The sequence below is a fragment of the Pseudoalteromonas sp. OANN1 genome, from assembly GCF_024124685.1.
GTDB lineage: Bacteria > Pseudomonadota > Gammaproteobacteria > Enterobacterales > Alteromonadaceae > Pseudoalteromonas > Pseudoalteromonas piscicida.
The window spans coordinates 13,204-27,749 of record NZ_JAMXSE010000012.1 but is presented as its reverse complement, the minus strand read 5'-3'; the positions used below and the strand labels follow the sequence as shown (position 1 = coordinate 27,749).

Below are 14,546 nucleotides of genomic sequence, written 5' to 3'. Positions count from 1 at the left end.
TCACCACAACGCTACTGTATGTGCAGGCGTTAACTTGAATGACTTAGCATCATCACTCGCCTGACTTTCATCAATACATGCAAATCCCGATTCCAGATCTGCAATGAGATCCTGTGCATCTTCAATGCCCACAGAAATACGAATTAACGTGTCGCCCACTCCCGCTTCTAAACGTGCTTGCGGATCCATACCTGCGTGTGTCATCGTCGCTGGATGGCAAATAAGACTCTCAACCCCACCTAGAGATTCTGCCAATGAGAAGTGCGTTAGAGACGTTAAAAACTTCGCTGATGTTTGCAGTTCGCCTTTGATATCAAAGCTCACCATACCACCAAAACCGAGCTGTTGTTTTTTCGCAAGTTCGTGTTGAGGATGCGACTCAAGGCCTGGGTAATAAACTTGGCTAACATACGGCGACTTTTCTAAATACTCCGCAATCAGCTGAGCATTTTCTTGATGCTGGCGTAAACGCACGTTTAAGGTGCGCAGTCCACGTAAAGTAAGATAACTATCAAAAGGTGCGCCGGTAATACCGATATTATTTGCCCACCAAGCTAACTCATCACCCAACTCCTGTGTACGCGCGATCACCGCGCCCCCCACGACATCAGAATGACCATTGATATATTTAGTAGTTGAATGCACGACTACATCCACGCCAAAGGTAATGGGGTTTTGTAGTGCAGGAGACAAGAAGGTGTTGTCGGCGGCGACCAAAGCCCCCACAGCGTGTGCTGCATTTACGACAGTTTCTATATCCGTGAGCCTTAATATTGGGTTACTTGGTGTTTCAATCCAAACTAATTTAGGTTTGATCTGCTGCAGCTGTGCAAGACTTTCAGGTTGCGTGAGATCCAACACGGCTAATTTGAGCAGTCCACGCTTAGCAAGCGATGTAAACAAGCGATAGCTACCACCGTAACAGTCATGTGGAATAACCAGCGTATCGTCATGGTTAAGTAGCTGAGTTACTAGGTGAACAGCAGCCATGCCAGTGGCGGTAATAATGCCACGAGCACCACCTTCAAGTTCAGTCAGTGCCTGTGCAAGCACATCACGATTAAAGTTACCACTGCGGCCATAATCGTAGTCGCGTTTGGTATCAAAATCGGCAAAAGAATAGGTGGTAGAAAGGTAAAGCGGTGGCACTACTGCCCCATGTGCTTTATCAGCTTCTATACCGTGACGCACTGCAACCGTCGATTTATTAACTTGACTCATAAGGTCACCTAGATAGTTGGATGTTTAGACGTCTAAAAGGTTAGAGCAACAGAAACTAGAAGTCAAAACATTTATACTGCTAAATGGCTAAATAACTAGTATTTGACTATCTTTTTTAAACCGATAAAATTTCGCCACTCTAGGCGTTGCTAATACGACTGAGTTATTGAAAACTATGGCAGAGATTCTTCTATCTCGCTATGGCGGATTAGTTTATTCATCTATTTGAGTTTGGGATTTATCTTTAATTCGTAAGGTTATCCCTATATTCATGCGGTTGGTGAATAATGTAGACCAGAACCCAGTCATATTGGCATTGATGTAACTGAGGCAAGTACACAATTATGGCAAAATGGAACGGTGAGTATATTCACCCATATGCAGAACACGGTAAGAAAGCAGAGCAAGTAAAAAAGATCACGGTGAGCATACCTCTGAATGTACTCAAAGTGCTAACTGATGAGCGTACACGTCGCCAAGTGAATAATTTACGTCATGCCACGAACAGTGAGCTTTTATGTGAGGCGTTTCTACATGCCTTCACAGGTCAGCCACTGCCGAGCGATGAAGACTTGAGAAAAGATAATCCAGAGCGTATTCCATTAGAAGTAAGACAAATAATGGAAGAGCGCGGTTTGGAGATCCCAGAAATAAACGAAGAGTGATAACTACTCTTTCTCTGTGGACATACAGACACAAAAAAAGCCTCAATCGAGGCTTTTTTATTTGGATAATACCAATGGTATTATTCCATATATCCAGCTGGCATATCGATTTGTGCCACGCCTGATTCAATTGCAGCTACCGCTACTGCTTTTGCGATACGAGGTAACAAACGCGGATCCATTGGTTTTGGAATAATGTACTCAGGACCAAACTCAAGACTATCCACATCAGCCGCTTTTAACACTTCAGCTGGCACAGGTTCTTTCGCAATCGTTCTAATTGCTTCAACTGCTGCAATCTTCATCTCGTCATTGATAGCAGTTGCACGTACATCAAGCGCACCACGGAAGATAAACGGGAAACACAGCACGTTATTTACTTGGTTTGGATAATCTGAGCGACCAGTCGCCATGATCAAATCATTACGTGCACCGTGTGCAACTTCAGGACTGATCTCTGGATCTGGGTTAGAACAAGCGAATACCACTGGCTTGTCAGCCATTAACTTTAGATCTTCAGCAGAAAGTAAGTCTGGACCAGAAACACCAACAAATACGTCCGCATCCGCAATCACGTCTTGTAACGTACGCTTATCCGTGTTGTTTGCAAACAACTCTTTATATTCATTTAGGTCATCACGACGAGTATGGATCACGCCTTTTCTGTCCAGCATATAGATGTGTTCTCGTTGAGCACCACACTTGATCAATAATTCCATACAAGCAATAGCAGCTGCACCCGCACCAAGACACACAATAATCGCATCATGAATATCTTTACCTTGGATTTCCAACGCATTCAGCATACCCGCAGCGGTTACAATTGCGGTGCCGTGCTGATCATCATGGAATACAGGAACGTCACAACGTTCGATTAGCGCGCGCTCAATTTCAAAGCACTCTGGCGCTTTAATATCTTCAAGGTTAATACCGCCAAATGTGTCTGCGATATTTGCCACCGTATTGATGAAGTCTTCGGTGGTGTTGTGCTTAACTTCGATATCGATTGAATCAAGACCCGCAAAACGCTTAAATAATAGCGCCTTACCTTCCATAACAGGCTTTGACGCCAAAGGACCTAAATTACCCAAGCCAAGAATTGCCGTACCATTACTGATCACCGCAACCATATTTCCTTTACCCGTATAACGGTATGCATTCGCCGGATCAGCCGCGATTTCACGTACTGGCTCTGCAACACCTGGGCTATATGCAAGTGCTAAGTCTTTTACGGTCTCGGCAGGTTTAGTGAGTTCAACACTGATTTTACCTGGAACGGGCTTCTCGTGATAATCTAGAGCTTGTTGACGAAAATCTGTCATGGCGCGATATTTTCCTACGAAGTTAATGTGAGAGTGTGGTAAACGTTCGCATTCTGAATGTTGGCAACCTATCATGCTGGTTACAGCAACACACAGTGCGATTAACTATATGAGCGACGACATTCAACCACTCAACAAGCGTTTGTGCTTTGCTGTCGCGGTATGTCAATAGGACATATAGTTAATCGACCGTATTCACACAATACCGAGTTTTGCTCATTATTCAAGTAAAATCAGGTCTATCCACTAGCACGGTATTTTCTATACTTTTCCGAGAAGATAAGCTCAATTTTAAGAAATATTTCACAAATAATGTGACTAAAACTTAAAAAACAAGACGCAAAAACCAGCACAAAATGCAGAAAATTAGCACAGATGCACACTAATTATAAAAACAATAAGAAATTTGCAACTTAACTAATTTTAACGTCAAGATACCCGCATTTAATCGCAATATACTGATTTTAGTTTATATAAAGTGCTCATAACTGATACTATTTACTATATGAGCTTTGATTATTTTCACAACTTAAGCTCGTAAATGTTCAGTATTTATCTACTAAATAGAGTTTTTACTCTACCCAAGAGATCAGTAAAGTTTTGCTGCCAAACTGGCAAGTTTTCTATTTAAGAAGAATAAAAGACACAATGAAGGCGTGATGACTGACGGTTTGTCTGTTGATGCAGAATAGGATGTATCAATCGGGAAGGTATTTTCAAACCGGCACAAAAAAAGCACCCTAAGGTGCTTTTTTCGACTAGACCAACAAGATTACTTCTTGCTGCTAAGTGCACCGAAACGCTTGTTAAAGCGATCTACACGGCCACCTGTGTCAAGGATCTTCTGCTTACCAGTGTAGAACGGGTGACACGCAGAACATACGTCTAGGTGAATATCTTTACATAGCGTTGAACGAGTTTCGAACTTGTTACCGCAAGAGCACGATGCAGTGATCGTCTCGTAATTAGGGTGAATACCTTCTTTCATAGCAACCTCTAGTTAAGGCCGTATCGCTCTCCAAACCCGAAGTCTGGCACCATACGTAGTTATACAAAAATGTGGACGCGTATTTTAGTGCCTAACTGAACAATCTACAAGCAATATTTCAGAGTTTTTTATCGCCGTCGTAGAGTACGTTTTCAATTCGTACCACCTTAGGTATATACTTCGTCACTGCGCTCACTTTATGGAATTGTAATACATGCTCATTCTTGAAGTAGCTTTAAAGCTGCCACTGCACCGAACATTCGACTATTTGCTAGCACCAACCATGCAAGTTGAAGCAGGAATGAGAGTCATCGTCAATTTTGCCAACCGTCGCTGCACTGCGATAGCGCTTGCTAAAAAAGACGACACCGATGTACCAAAAGATAAGCTCAAGCAAATTATTGAGGTGTTGGACGAGCACCCAGTCTTTAATCAAGCACAACTTAGCTTCTTACACTTTGTCTCTCAGTATTACTGTCATCCAATTGGCGATACCTTATTCACAGCACTACCGGCGGTACTTAGAGATGGTGGAAGCCCAGACAAAACTCAGATCCCTATCGTCAGATTAACGGAAAAAGGGCAAAAGCTACCAACACTGCGAGCCAAAAAGCAACAAGCACTGCTTTCTCAATTGTACGAAGGTGGTGCAATAAAATTAAGCGAACTCAAAGCACTCGGATTTGCTAGCCAAACAATTAAAGCATTGGAAGAAAAAGCGCTTATCTCACAATCTATTGAGCATGATAGTGATTGGTCGCAAAACGAATTACAGCTAGGCGAAAAGCCGCGCCTAAACGACCAACAAGCGACTATTTGCAGCGCCGTCAATGCTCAAGTCGGTTACCGTACCTTTTTAATCGAAGGTGTAACGGGAAGTGGTAAAACCGAAGTCTACTTACAGAGCCTTGAAAACATAATAAAAGCGGGTAAGCAAGCACTGATCTTGGTGCCTGAAATTGGACTCACACCACAAACGATCAACCGCTTCAAAAAGCGCTTTAATAACCTGCCCATTGATTTATGGCACTCAAATCTAACCGATAATGAGCGCCTACATACTTGGCGTCGCGCCGAAAAGGGTCTGAGTGCTTTGGTTATCGGTACGCGCTCGGCCATTTTTTTGCCCTTTCAAAATCTCGGCATGATCATCGTTGACGAAGAGCACGACAACTCGTTTAAACAACAAGAAGGTCTGCGCTATCACGCCAGAGATCTCGCTGCATTTCGAGCGCATCAGGCACACTGCCCTTTACTTTTGGGAACAGCAACACCGGCATTAGAAACATTACACAAAGCCATAACCAACAAATATCAACTCGTCACACTGAGTAAACGAGCGCAGACCCAGCACGACAACCAATTTCATCTTGTAGACATGAAAGGTCAGCCAGAACAAGGCGGGTTTTCACCAATGAGTTTACATTGGATGGAAAAAACACTAGCTCGCGGTAAGCAGGTTATGGTGTTTCTAAATCGTCGGGGTTTTGCACCAACATTGATGTGTCACGAATGCGGATGGCTTAATACCTGTAAACATTGCTCTACCAGCGCCACGTACCATAAAAATATGAACCGCTTGGTATGCCATCATTGCGGTGAACAGGACTTTGTACCGAGACAGTGTCCTGATTGCGGCAGCACCCAAATCATGCCTACAGGACTTGGTACAGAACAACTCGAAGGGTTTTTAAGTGAGCGCTTCGCTGATATTCCCGTCACTCGTATTGACCGAGATTCTACACGCCGTAAGGGCAGCCTTGAGAGCGCACTTGACGAAATTAATCAAGGTGGTGCGCGAATTTTGGTCGGCACTCAAATGCTTGCCAAGGGCCACCATTTTGCTGATGTCAGTCTTGTGATTATCTTGGATGTGGACTCAGGACTTTACTCTTGCGACTTTAGAGCAACCGAGCAAATGGCGCAGCTTATTACGCAAGTTGCTGGACGAGCCGGACGCGCCGGTGAAGCGGGAACCGTGTTATTGCAAACGCATTTTCCAGAACATCCATTATTGCAAGATTTAATCAATAACGGCTACGGTGACTTTGCACGATATGCCTTACAAGAACGTGAAGAAGCAATGCTTCCCCCCTTCGCACACTTAGCTATCATCCGCGCCGAGGCAACAAATATAAATACAGTATTGCGCTTTTTGTCGGATTTGGTTCCAGCTACCCCCTATCCTGGTATACAATTGCTGGGTCCAATTCCAGCACCACTTGAACGAATAGCTGGAAAGTTCAGATACCAATTACATATACACGCACAACAACGCACTGTGCTGCGGGACTATCTTTCGCAACTTGCGCGCTATATCGCTACGCATGAGTCTGCCAATCGAGTACGCTGGAGCATAGATGTTGATCCAATGGATAGCTATTAAAATCAAATAACCTATGGCACAGCACGATTACATCAATAAGAAACCTAAAGGCAAAGGGAAAGACAAGCCAGAAAAATCGGCAAAATTTCCTGTTATTGCTGCTATTTTTGCATTTCTACTGATCGGAGGATTTGCCTACGGTCTTTGGTTTATAAAAACCAATGCCGATCCTAAAGAAGTAGAGCAAGCCAAAAACCCGCATCCAGTTGCCGAGCAAAAGGTTAGTAAACCCAAGCCTCGCCCACCTGAGTTCATTGAAGAAATTAAAAATCATGAAATCAAGGTCGAAGTTAAAGAGATCGAGAGCAAAGGTCCTTATCAAATGCAGTGTGGTTCATTTAGAACCCATAGCCAAGCCGAAGCCATGAAAGCCAAAGTTGCGTTTGCAGGGTTAATCGCGGAGATCCGTCGTACCGAAGGGAGTAACGGTGTCTGGTATCGTGTCCGTCTTGGCCCCTACGATACCAAGCGTTTAGCGGAAAGCGATAAAAACAAATTGCAGCGCGTCGGGATATTTGGCTGTGGGATTTGGGGCTGGACTTGATTTTTATAAGTCCACCCATATTTCCTACTAATCTAGAGTTACACGGGCACAGGCCCAGATAAGGATTACTATGACTACCATCGTTAGTGTTCGTCGCGATGACAAAGTGGTTATCGGCGGTGATGGCCAAGTTTCGCTTGGTAACACAGTTATGAAAGGCAACGCGCGTAAAGTACGTCGTCTATACAATGGTAAAGTACTGGCAGGTTTCGCTGGCGGTACAGCTGATGCATTTACATTATTTGAACGCTTTGAAGCAAAGCTTGAGATGCACCAAGGCCATCTCACTAAAGCAGCCGTAGAAATGGCAAAAGACTGGCGTACCGACAGAGCATTAAGAAGGCTTGAAGCCCTACTTGCGGTAGCCGATGAAACCGCCTCGCTTATCATCACAGGTAACGGCGATGTGGTGCAGCCAGAGCATGACCTGATTGCTATCGGCAGTGGTGGTAACTTCGCACAGGCGGCTGCAACCGCACTACTTGAAAATACAGACTTAAGTGCGAAAGAAATCGTGGAAAAGAGCCTGAAGATCGCTGGCGATATCTGCGTATTTACCAATAATTTCCAAACTATCGAAGAATTGTAATAGGACTCGTCATGACAGCTATGACTCCAAGAGAGATTGTGCACGAGCTTGATCAACACATTATCGGTCAGGACAAAGCCAAAAAAGCCGTCGCGATTGCACTGCGCAACCGTTGGCGTCGTATGCAGCTTGATGAAGAGCTGCGTGCAGAAGTTACACCAAAGAATATTTTGATGATCGGCCCAACGGGTGTGGGTAAAACTGAGATTGCTCGCCGTTTAGCAAAGCTTGCTAACGCGCCATTTATCAAAGTCGAAGCGACTAAGTTCACCGAAGTGGGTTATGTTGGTAAAGAAGTTGAAACCATCATCCGTGATCTAGTCGAAGTTTCTTTTAAGCTAACACGTGAACAGCAAACCAAGAAATTCAAATTCCGCGCAGAAGAAGCCGCCGAAGAGCGTATTTTAGATGCACTTTTGCCACCAGCAAAAGACGCTTGGGGTGAGTCGCAGCCAAATGAAAATTCGTCAACACGCCAAGTATTTCGTAAGAAACTACGTGAAGGTCAGTTAGACGACAAAGAAATTGAGATCGACATCGCAGAAACGGCGCCTCATGTTGAGATCATGTCACCTCCTGGTATGGAAGAAATGACCAGCCAGCTACAGAGCATGTTCCAAAACATGTCGGGTGACAAGAAAAAGAATCGTAAGCTGAAAATTAAAGAAGCACTTAAGCTATTGATTGAAGAAGAAGCTGCAAAGCTTGTTAATCCAGAAGAGCTTAAAGAGCAAGCTATTGAGTCAGTTGAACAAAACGGTATCGTGTTTATTGATGAAATCGATAAAATTTGTAAGCGTGGTGAATCTTCTGGCCCAGATGTTAGCCGTGAAGGTGTACAACGCGACTTACTACCACTTATCGAAGGTTCAACCGTTAATACTAAACACGGTATGGTAAAAACCGACCACATTTTATTTATCGCGTCAGGTGCGTTCCAAATGGCCAAGCCGTCGGATTTAATCCCTGAACTACAAGGTCGTTTACCTATTCGCGTTGAACTAGAAGCACTAACTGCGGGTGATTTCAAACGTATTCTAACTGAGCCAAATGCATCTCTTACAGAGCAGCAACAGGCGCTACTGAAAACAGAAGACGTCACTATCGACTTTACCGATGACGCTATCACCAAACTGGCTGAAGCTGCATATCAGGTCAACGAGAAAACTGAAAACATCGGTGCGCGTCGCCTTCACACTGTGATGGAAAAACTGATGGAAGAGATTTCATTCGATGCCAGTGAAAAGGCCGGTGATACCTTGACGATTGATGCCGCCTACGTTGAACAGCATTTAGACATGCTTGTTCAGGATGAAGATTTAAGCCGCTTCATTCTGTAAATGAAAATCAAAAGCGGAGCCTTGCTCCGCTTTTTGAGTTATACCAATTATGTATCAAGTCACCAAACTTCATTATCATACGCTCAGTAAAGTGCTCGATGTTTATTTTGAGGACGGCCGCTGTTTTACGCTAAGTGCCGAATTCTTGCGAACACACTCACCATCAGCCGAAGTGCAAGGGCATAGTCCGGCGCAAAAGCAACTCGTGCTAAACAAACAGAATGTCGCCATAAAGAAAATTGAACCCGTTGGTCACTATGCTGCACGCTTTGTTTTTGATGATGGCCACGACTCAGGGCTCTACAGCTGGCAATACTTATACACTATAGCTACACAACACGATGTGCTATGGCAGGAATATGTAAACGCTGTAGAAGAGTATAAAACCCAAAAGGACAGCGTACCTATCAAGTTTGTGCCTTAAATTTACTGTTGATAAGCAGCCTGATACGAAGATTTGACATTATCGACCAAGCTATCTAAAACCTTTAAATTCATCTTATTGGGGAAGAAATCGGCTTGTGCCGCTAGCTTGTTACGCATCTTCATTAGTGTCACTCGATCTTCTTTTAAAAACGCAACACTCGCGGCTATATACTCTACCCAAAGGAACTCGGCAGGATTATTCTTCGCAGAGAGCAGAAGTGCCTCTCCAACCTCTATCGCCTGTTCTCGCTTTCCCGCCATAGCGTAATTCTGAAATAAATGCCATTGCAAACTTGCTTGCTGCTCTCCAGTCATGGTTTTATATTGCTCAATGAGCATTGCAGCTTCTAAATAACAACCCTGATTATACAGTACTCGCCACCCAGAGTTAGGTGTTTGATCAAAGCTTTTATAATTCATATTAGTCATGTTATTGCGTACAGTATCGAAGCTATCTCGACATAACATCGAAGCTTGAACAGAAAAGTTTCCCATAGCCAAAAGTAAAAATAGCCCCCGGATACAAGAATGACGTGTGGAGAGTTTCATTTAAATATTCCTTTTCAACATGTGATTTTCTCTTTATAAAACATACCTTTTAAAGATGCAAACCCCTACCTAAGACGATCCGGAAAATTTCTGCAACAGTACATATTACTCACGATGTTGAATAGAGTCACCTTAAATGCAATACGCTTCTCAATATTCAAAATGACAATCAACCTGAACCTTAAAAATAATAAGCAAGCTCATTTCTTATCCGAGCCTCAGGTTTAATAAAAAACCCCACTATAAATTAAGTGGGGCTTTGACATTAAGAACCTCAGGTTGAATTGGTGTTTATACCTGATACTTAGCCACGGCTTCGTGTAATACGCGCGCTTGCTCTGCGACTTCTTCACTACTTTGCGCATTAGAGTGAGCATGCTCTGAGGCACCTTGCGCAATGTCTCTGATCTTGACCACGTTTTTATTCACTTCTGAAGCAACTTGGTTTTGTTCATCAATTGCCGTCGCGATATGTGTGCTCATTTCCATAATCGTTTGCACATCTTGGGTGATCATGCTGAGCAACTCCCCTGCTTTTTCGGCTTGCGACACACTTTCATTGCCTTGCTCACGACATTGTTCCATGATGTTCACCACTTCTCGTGTACGCTGTTGCAATGTAGAAATGATGCTTTCGATTTCTTGTGTGGAGTCTTGAGTACGCTGCGCAAGTGACCTAACTTCATCCGCCACAACAGCAAAACCTCGACCTTGCTCACCTGCGCGCGCAGCTTCAATAGCAGCGTTTAGCGCAAGTAAGTTTGTTTGTTCTGCAATGCCACGGATCACATCCAATACCGAGCCAATGGTTTCACCGTCACGCTCTAACTGAGCAACAACGCTTGAAGCACCACCTAACGATTCCGATAACTGCATGATGTGCTCAATTGTTGCTGTAACTTCACGGCGACCTTGTTGCGCATTTTCATTCGTTGTCTCGGCTTTATGCGCCGCTTCACCCGTATTATGAGAAATGTCTTGGATCGTCGCTTGCATCTCGGTCGCTGCGGTGGCGACCATATCCGCTTCATGCAACTGCTCAGCCATACCAGTACTCGTTTGGGCAGTGGTTTCCGTTAAATGATCCGTGGCTTCATTAATGGTTGCCAACGCTCCATTCACATCTGCAATGAGATCTCTAAAGTCAGAAATTAAGCTATTAAAATCACGAGTCATAATCGTGATTTCGTCATTACCGCTTTGTTCAATTTGTAGACTTAAATTATTTTCACGACGAATGCGCTCAATGGTTTGATAAACGCGCTCTACAGGTTGAATAATTGAGCGACTAGTCGATAACACCAAAGTCATCACGATAATGCCAGCTACAACAAACACACCAATGGCGAGCATCTGAGTTTTATCAACGTTTTCTTTGATCTCTGCCTTTGCCTGCTCAACAACCTCAGAGACTACAGCATCACTTTTCTCAACACTAACTTTCATTTTGCCTAGCGCACCGCTCGTCAAATCTAAGCCAAGTGCTTCTTGTGCTCGGACTAAACTCGCAAATTTGGATTGATAGGTGTTCAATAAGCTGAGCAACTTAGATTGATATTGAGCGTTAAACCCAGCACTACGAATTTCCTGTGAAAACTGTGCAACAAGCTCGTCAAAACGCTTAAGATATTTGGTATCAAAACGTAACATAAAGTCTTTTTCGGCTCGGCGAAGCTGCAGCATGGTTGAAAGGAGTTGATAATTCTGCTGCTCTTTTAGTAGTGTTTCTACCTCGTGTACCGCACCACGAAGCTCACCGTAAAGAGCATCCTTTGGATGCAAACCAATTGTTTTTTGTAATTGCACCACTTTTTGAAAGTCATCGTAATAACTTTTTGCTAAGCGTTCAAATTCGTTGATCCGACCTAAATCGATATCAAAATCAGAAAAAGTACCTTGTAACAAAGCAAGCTTAGTTTGCAGCTCACGATACTCGTTTTCAAACTCATCGAGTGAATCTACCTGCTTGTAAAAAAGGAAATTTTTCTCGTGTTTGCGCATTGCTAATTCATGAATGTCGAGCTCTTCTGCATATTGAATGGTTTCATTCAATTTCAGCATAGTACGAGCTTCGTACATGATCATAATTAACATAACAACCAAGGCAATCCCTACCACTAATGCATTCACTTGCAAACGACGTCTGATAGTCAGATTTTCTAATACCGCCATCGGCTTACCTACAATGTTAATAGACTGGCTAAAGTATAGCTGAAGCCTTCCGCCCTTGCCTCATAATAGGTAATTATTCTGGGTTCATATTACAAATTAATATATTTACGCCGCTTTTACATACAAATTATTAACACCGTTCCAGAGTTGATTGTGTAATAAATCAATATTATGCCATTGACCTCCCATCAACCACTCCACTAGCAAGCTAGGATCAGATGGAAAATAAAACGATGCCTTCGCGTCTGTTTGCAGCCACTCTTCCAGCGCGCCAGCATTGAGATAATTCATCACTTGGGCATGACCGAGCTCCGCTAGCGTCTGCGCATTATTCTGCTGTTCAAATTGACCATCTAATGGTTTAAGTAGCAGTTTCTTACCGAGTTTTAATGCTTCACTAGAAAGCTCAAACCCAGCATTTGCAATCACGCCACTGGTATTTCTTAAGTCTTGAATAAACCCAGAACGACTCGGTTTTCTCAGGTGAATATGTTGCAACGAAGCATTGTCGGCATCCGGGTGATAGCAGTAAAATTCCTTATCGGGGAAGTCTTTTAACAACTCAATAATGCTATCCAATGCTTCAAACGGCAGATAAACCAAAACTTTGTTAATTATCGATGCACATTGCTCCTGCTCAGCCTCATAAGGAATAAAAGGCGGAATAATATGCTTATCAAACGGTTGCCAGTGCACCCCAAGATGAATATCAGCTGGTGCAAAATACCGGATCAGGGCTTTGTGCCAAGGCTGTACGGCAAATTGTGGAACAGCATCATATAAATATGACGCTTGATGACTCATTGCTATCACTGGAACCTTTGCCAGCTTTCCTGCCCACGCACTGACAGGCTCAAAGTCGTTAAAGATCAAATCATAACCTGATACATCTAATTTTCTAACGTCGCGAATAAACTCACCAAACTTGAGCGACTGAAAAGTTTTTAAACGATTTAACTGGCCACGCTCGGTAACGAATGACAACCCTCGGCAACTGCGATAATCACCAAAGTCATGCATATCGAAATAGTTTTCCGAAGGACGTCCAGAAAAAAAGTAGTCAACAGAAATTCCCATGTTGCGAAAGCAATTTGCCATTACCCGAGCCCGAGTAGTATGGCCATTTCCCGTTCCTTGAACACCATATAGTATTTTCATACGCTTCCTAATATCACTATCGCTAAACTTGCACAGGCGACACCCATTGCCGCACCAAGCACCACATCAAGTGGATAATGTACCCCTACAATTACGCGTGACAATGACACTCCTGAAGCCCAAATCATCAACGGAAACGCAGCCAGAGGAATTTGCTCCATCAAGCAAGTCGCATATAGCCAAGCGCCAGCACTATGCCCCGAGGGCAGACTAAATTTGTCGCTCGGCGTCAACAAGGCCTTCACTGCGTAGCAGTCACATGGTCGTAATCGTGCAAAACGATTTTTTAGATAGAAGTAAAGCGGCCTTTCAATTGCAAAAGCCAAAATCACGGTGAGTGCAAATTGCTGACCTAACTGCTCCAAAAACAGAGCACACGCAATTGCGACCAACACATAGAGTCCACCGTTGCCACTTTTGGATAGACCTAATGCTATCAATCTAAACCAGTTTCTTGGTTTAGGGCAAAACACCACAAAGTATAATGCAGCGTCCAGCTCGGCTAGTTTTGCTTTCATCATTCGAGTCACGCCTAATTGCTCACAATATCAGCATAGAAGAGCAAAATAACAAATGGGTGACACTTTTAAGACACAAATATGTAAGTTGAATCAAAGCATTGCTAAGCACAAGTATGAGAGTATACTGGTTATCGACAATCAATATTCGAGGATTCAATATGGAATACAGCACTTCTGATCTTTGCGACCACTTTGCTGATGTGGTTGATGTGCTAGAGCCTATGTTCATCAATTTTGGCGGCCAGACGTCATTTAGTGGTCGTATCACTACCGTCAAATGTTTTGAAAACAATGAGCAAATCCAAGATGTACTACAACAAGACGGTACTGGTCGTGTGCTGCTTGTTGATGGTGGAGGTTCAACTCGTCGTGCACTAGTTGATATTGATTTAGCTGAGCTAGCGGTCGAGAACAACTGGCAAGGTATCATCGTTTACGGTGCGGTGCGCCATGTTGATGAGCTAGAAGAAAGCGATATTGGCATTCAAGCGATCGCTTCTATCCCAGTGGCAGCAGATAGCAGTGGCAGCGGTGAAGTTGGCATTCCCGTTAATTTCGCAGGTGTCTCTTTTTACGAAGATGATTTTGTTTACGCCGATTCCACCGGCATTATCATCTCTGCAGAAGAGTTAGTTTTAGAAGATGATAACGAAGACAATTAAGCG

The 14,546-nt window shown here is 43.6% G+C and carries 14 protein-coding genes; 7 read left to right on the top strand and 7 right to left on the bottom strand.

Annotation, left to right across the window (positions count from 1 at the left end):
• Complete coding sequence (gene metB, locus NH462_RS11655; RefSeq protein ID WP_253105776.1) at positions 1 to 1,221, bottom strand: cystathionine gamma-synthase; 1,221 nt, start codon at positions 1,219 to 1,221, stop codon at positions 1 to 3.
• A 344-nt stretch (positions 1,222 to 1,565) separates the two neighbouring features.
• On the opposite strand from metB, the gene metJ reads away from it, so the two are divergent.
• On the top strand, positions 1,566 to 1,886 hold the full coding sequence (metJ, locus tag NH462_RS11650; RefSeq protein ID WP_010368921.1) for a met regulon transcriptional regulator MetJ: 321 nt from the start codon (positions 1,566 to 1,568) through the stop codon (positions 1,884 to 1,886).
• Positions 1,887 to 1,966: 80 nt separating this feature from the next.
• Here metJ and NH462_RS11645 read toward each other — a convergent pair whose 3' ends face one another.
• On the bottom strand, positions 1,967 to 3,208 hold the full coding sequence (locus tag NH462_RS11645) for a malic enzyme-like NAD(P)-binding protein (protein ID WP_069020522.1): 1,242 nt from the start codon (positions 3,206 to 3,208) through the stop codon (positions 1,967 to 1,969).
• Positions 3,209 to 3,980: 772 nt separating this feature from the next.
• Positions 3,981 to 4,196 carry a 50S ribosomal protein L31 gene (gene rpmE, locus NH462_RS11640; RefSeq protein ID WP_010607053.1) on the bottom strand — a complete coding sequence of 72 codons (216 nt, stop codon included), beginning with the start codon at positions 4,194 to 4,196 and terminating at the stop codon, positions 3,981 to 3,983.
• Between the two features lie 214 nt (positions 4,197 to 4,410).
• Between rpmE and priA the strand changes: the two genes are divergently transcribed.
• The 5 genes from priA to NH462_RS11615 all read left to right on the top strand — a co-directional run bounded on the left by priA (position 4,411) and on the right by NH462_RS11615 (position 9,479).
• Complete coding sequence (priA, locus tag NH462_RS11635) at positions 4,411 to 6,582, top strand: primosomal protein N' (RefSeq protein ID WP_253105775.1); 2,172 nt, start codon at positions 4,411 to 4,413, stop codon at positions 6,580 to 6,582.
• 13 nt (positions 6,583 to 6,595) lie between these two features.
• Complete coding sequence (locus tag NH462_RS11630; protein ID WP_010368930.1) at positions 6,596 to 7,126, top strand: SPOR domain-containing protein; 531 nt, start codon at positions 6,596 to 6,598, stop codon at positions 7,124 to 7,126.
• A 70-nt stretch (positions 7,127 to 7,196) separates the two neighbouring features.
• Positions 7,197 to 7,715, top strand: coding sequence for an ATP-dependent protease subunit HslV (hslV, locus tag NH462_RS11625; protein ID WP_010368932.1), 519 nt, complete (start codon positions 7,197 to 7,199; stop codon positions 7,713 to 7,715).
• An 11-nt stretch (positions 7,716 to 7,726) separates the two neighbouring features.
• Positions 7,727 to 9,055 (top strand): HslU--HslV peptidase ATPase subunit, encoded by a 1,329-nt coding sequence (gene hslU, locus NH462_RS11620; RefSeq protein WP_010607051.1) that lies wholly within the window; start codon positions 7,727 to 7,729, stop codon positions 9,053 to 9,055.
• 49 nt (positions 9,056 to 9,104) lie between these two features.
• The gene (locus NH462_RS11615; protein ID WP_010607050.1) at positions 9,105 to 9,479 is read left to right on the top strand and encodes a DUF971 domain-containing protein; all 375 of its coding nucleotides are present in this window, start codon (positions 9,105 to 9,107) and stop codon (positions 9,477 to 9,479) included.
• Positions 9,480 to 9,481: 2 nt separating this feature from the next.
• Here NH462_RS11615 and NH462_RS11610 read toward each other — a convergent pair whose 3' ends face one another.
• The 4 genes from NH462_RS11610 to NH462_RS11595 all read right to left on the bottom strand — a co-directional run bounded on the left by NH462_RS11610 (position 9,482) and on the right by NH462_RS11595 (position 13,881).
• Positions 9,482 to 10,030, bottom strand: a complete 549-nt coding sequence (locus NH462_RS11610; RefSeq protein WP_253105774.1) for a hypothetical protein — start codon at positions 10,028 to 10,030, stop codon at positions 9,482 to 9,484.
• Between the two features lie 291 nt (positions 10,031 to 10,321).
• A complete protein-coding gene (locus NH462_RS11605) occupies positions 10,322 to 12,202 on the bottom strand; it encodes a methyl-accepting chemotaxis protein (protein WP_253105773.1) in 1,881 nt (626 codons plus the stop codon).
• 105 nt (positions 12,203 to 12,307) lie between these two features.
• Positions 12,308 to 13,360, bottom strand: coding sequence for an MJ1255/VC2487 family glycosyltransferase (locus NH462_RS11600; protein WP_010368943.1), 1,053 nt, complete (start codon positions 13,358 to 13,360; stop codon positions 12,308 to 12,310).
• On the bottom strand, positions 13,357 to 13,881 hold the full coding sequence (locus NH462_RS11595; RefSeq protein WP_010368944.1) for a phosphatase PAP2 family protein: 525 nt from the start codon (positions 13,879 to 13,881) through the stop codon (positions 13,357 to 13,359). The genes NH462_RS11600 and NH462_RS11595 overlap by 4 nt, the downstream gene beginning before the upstream one ends.
• A gap of 158 nt (positions 13,882 to 14,039) precedes the next feature.
• On the opposite strand from NH462_RS11595, the gene rraA reads away from it, so the two are divergent.
• Positions 14,040 to 14,543, top strand: coding sequence for a ribonuclease E activity regulator RraA (gene rraA, locus NH462_RS11590; RefSeq protein WP_010368946.1), 504 nt, complete (start codon positions 14,040 to 14,042; stop codon positions 14,541 to 14,543).
• The last annotated feature ends 3 nt before the right edge of the window (positions 14,544 to 14,546 follow it).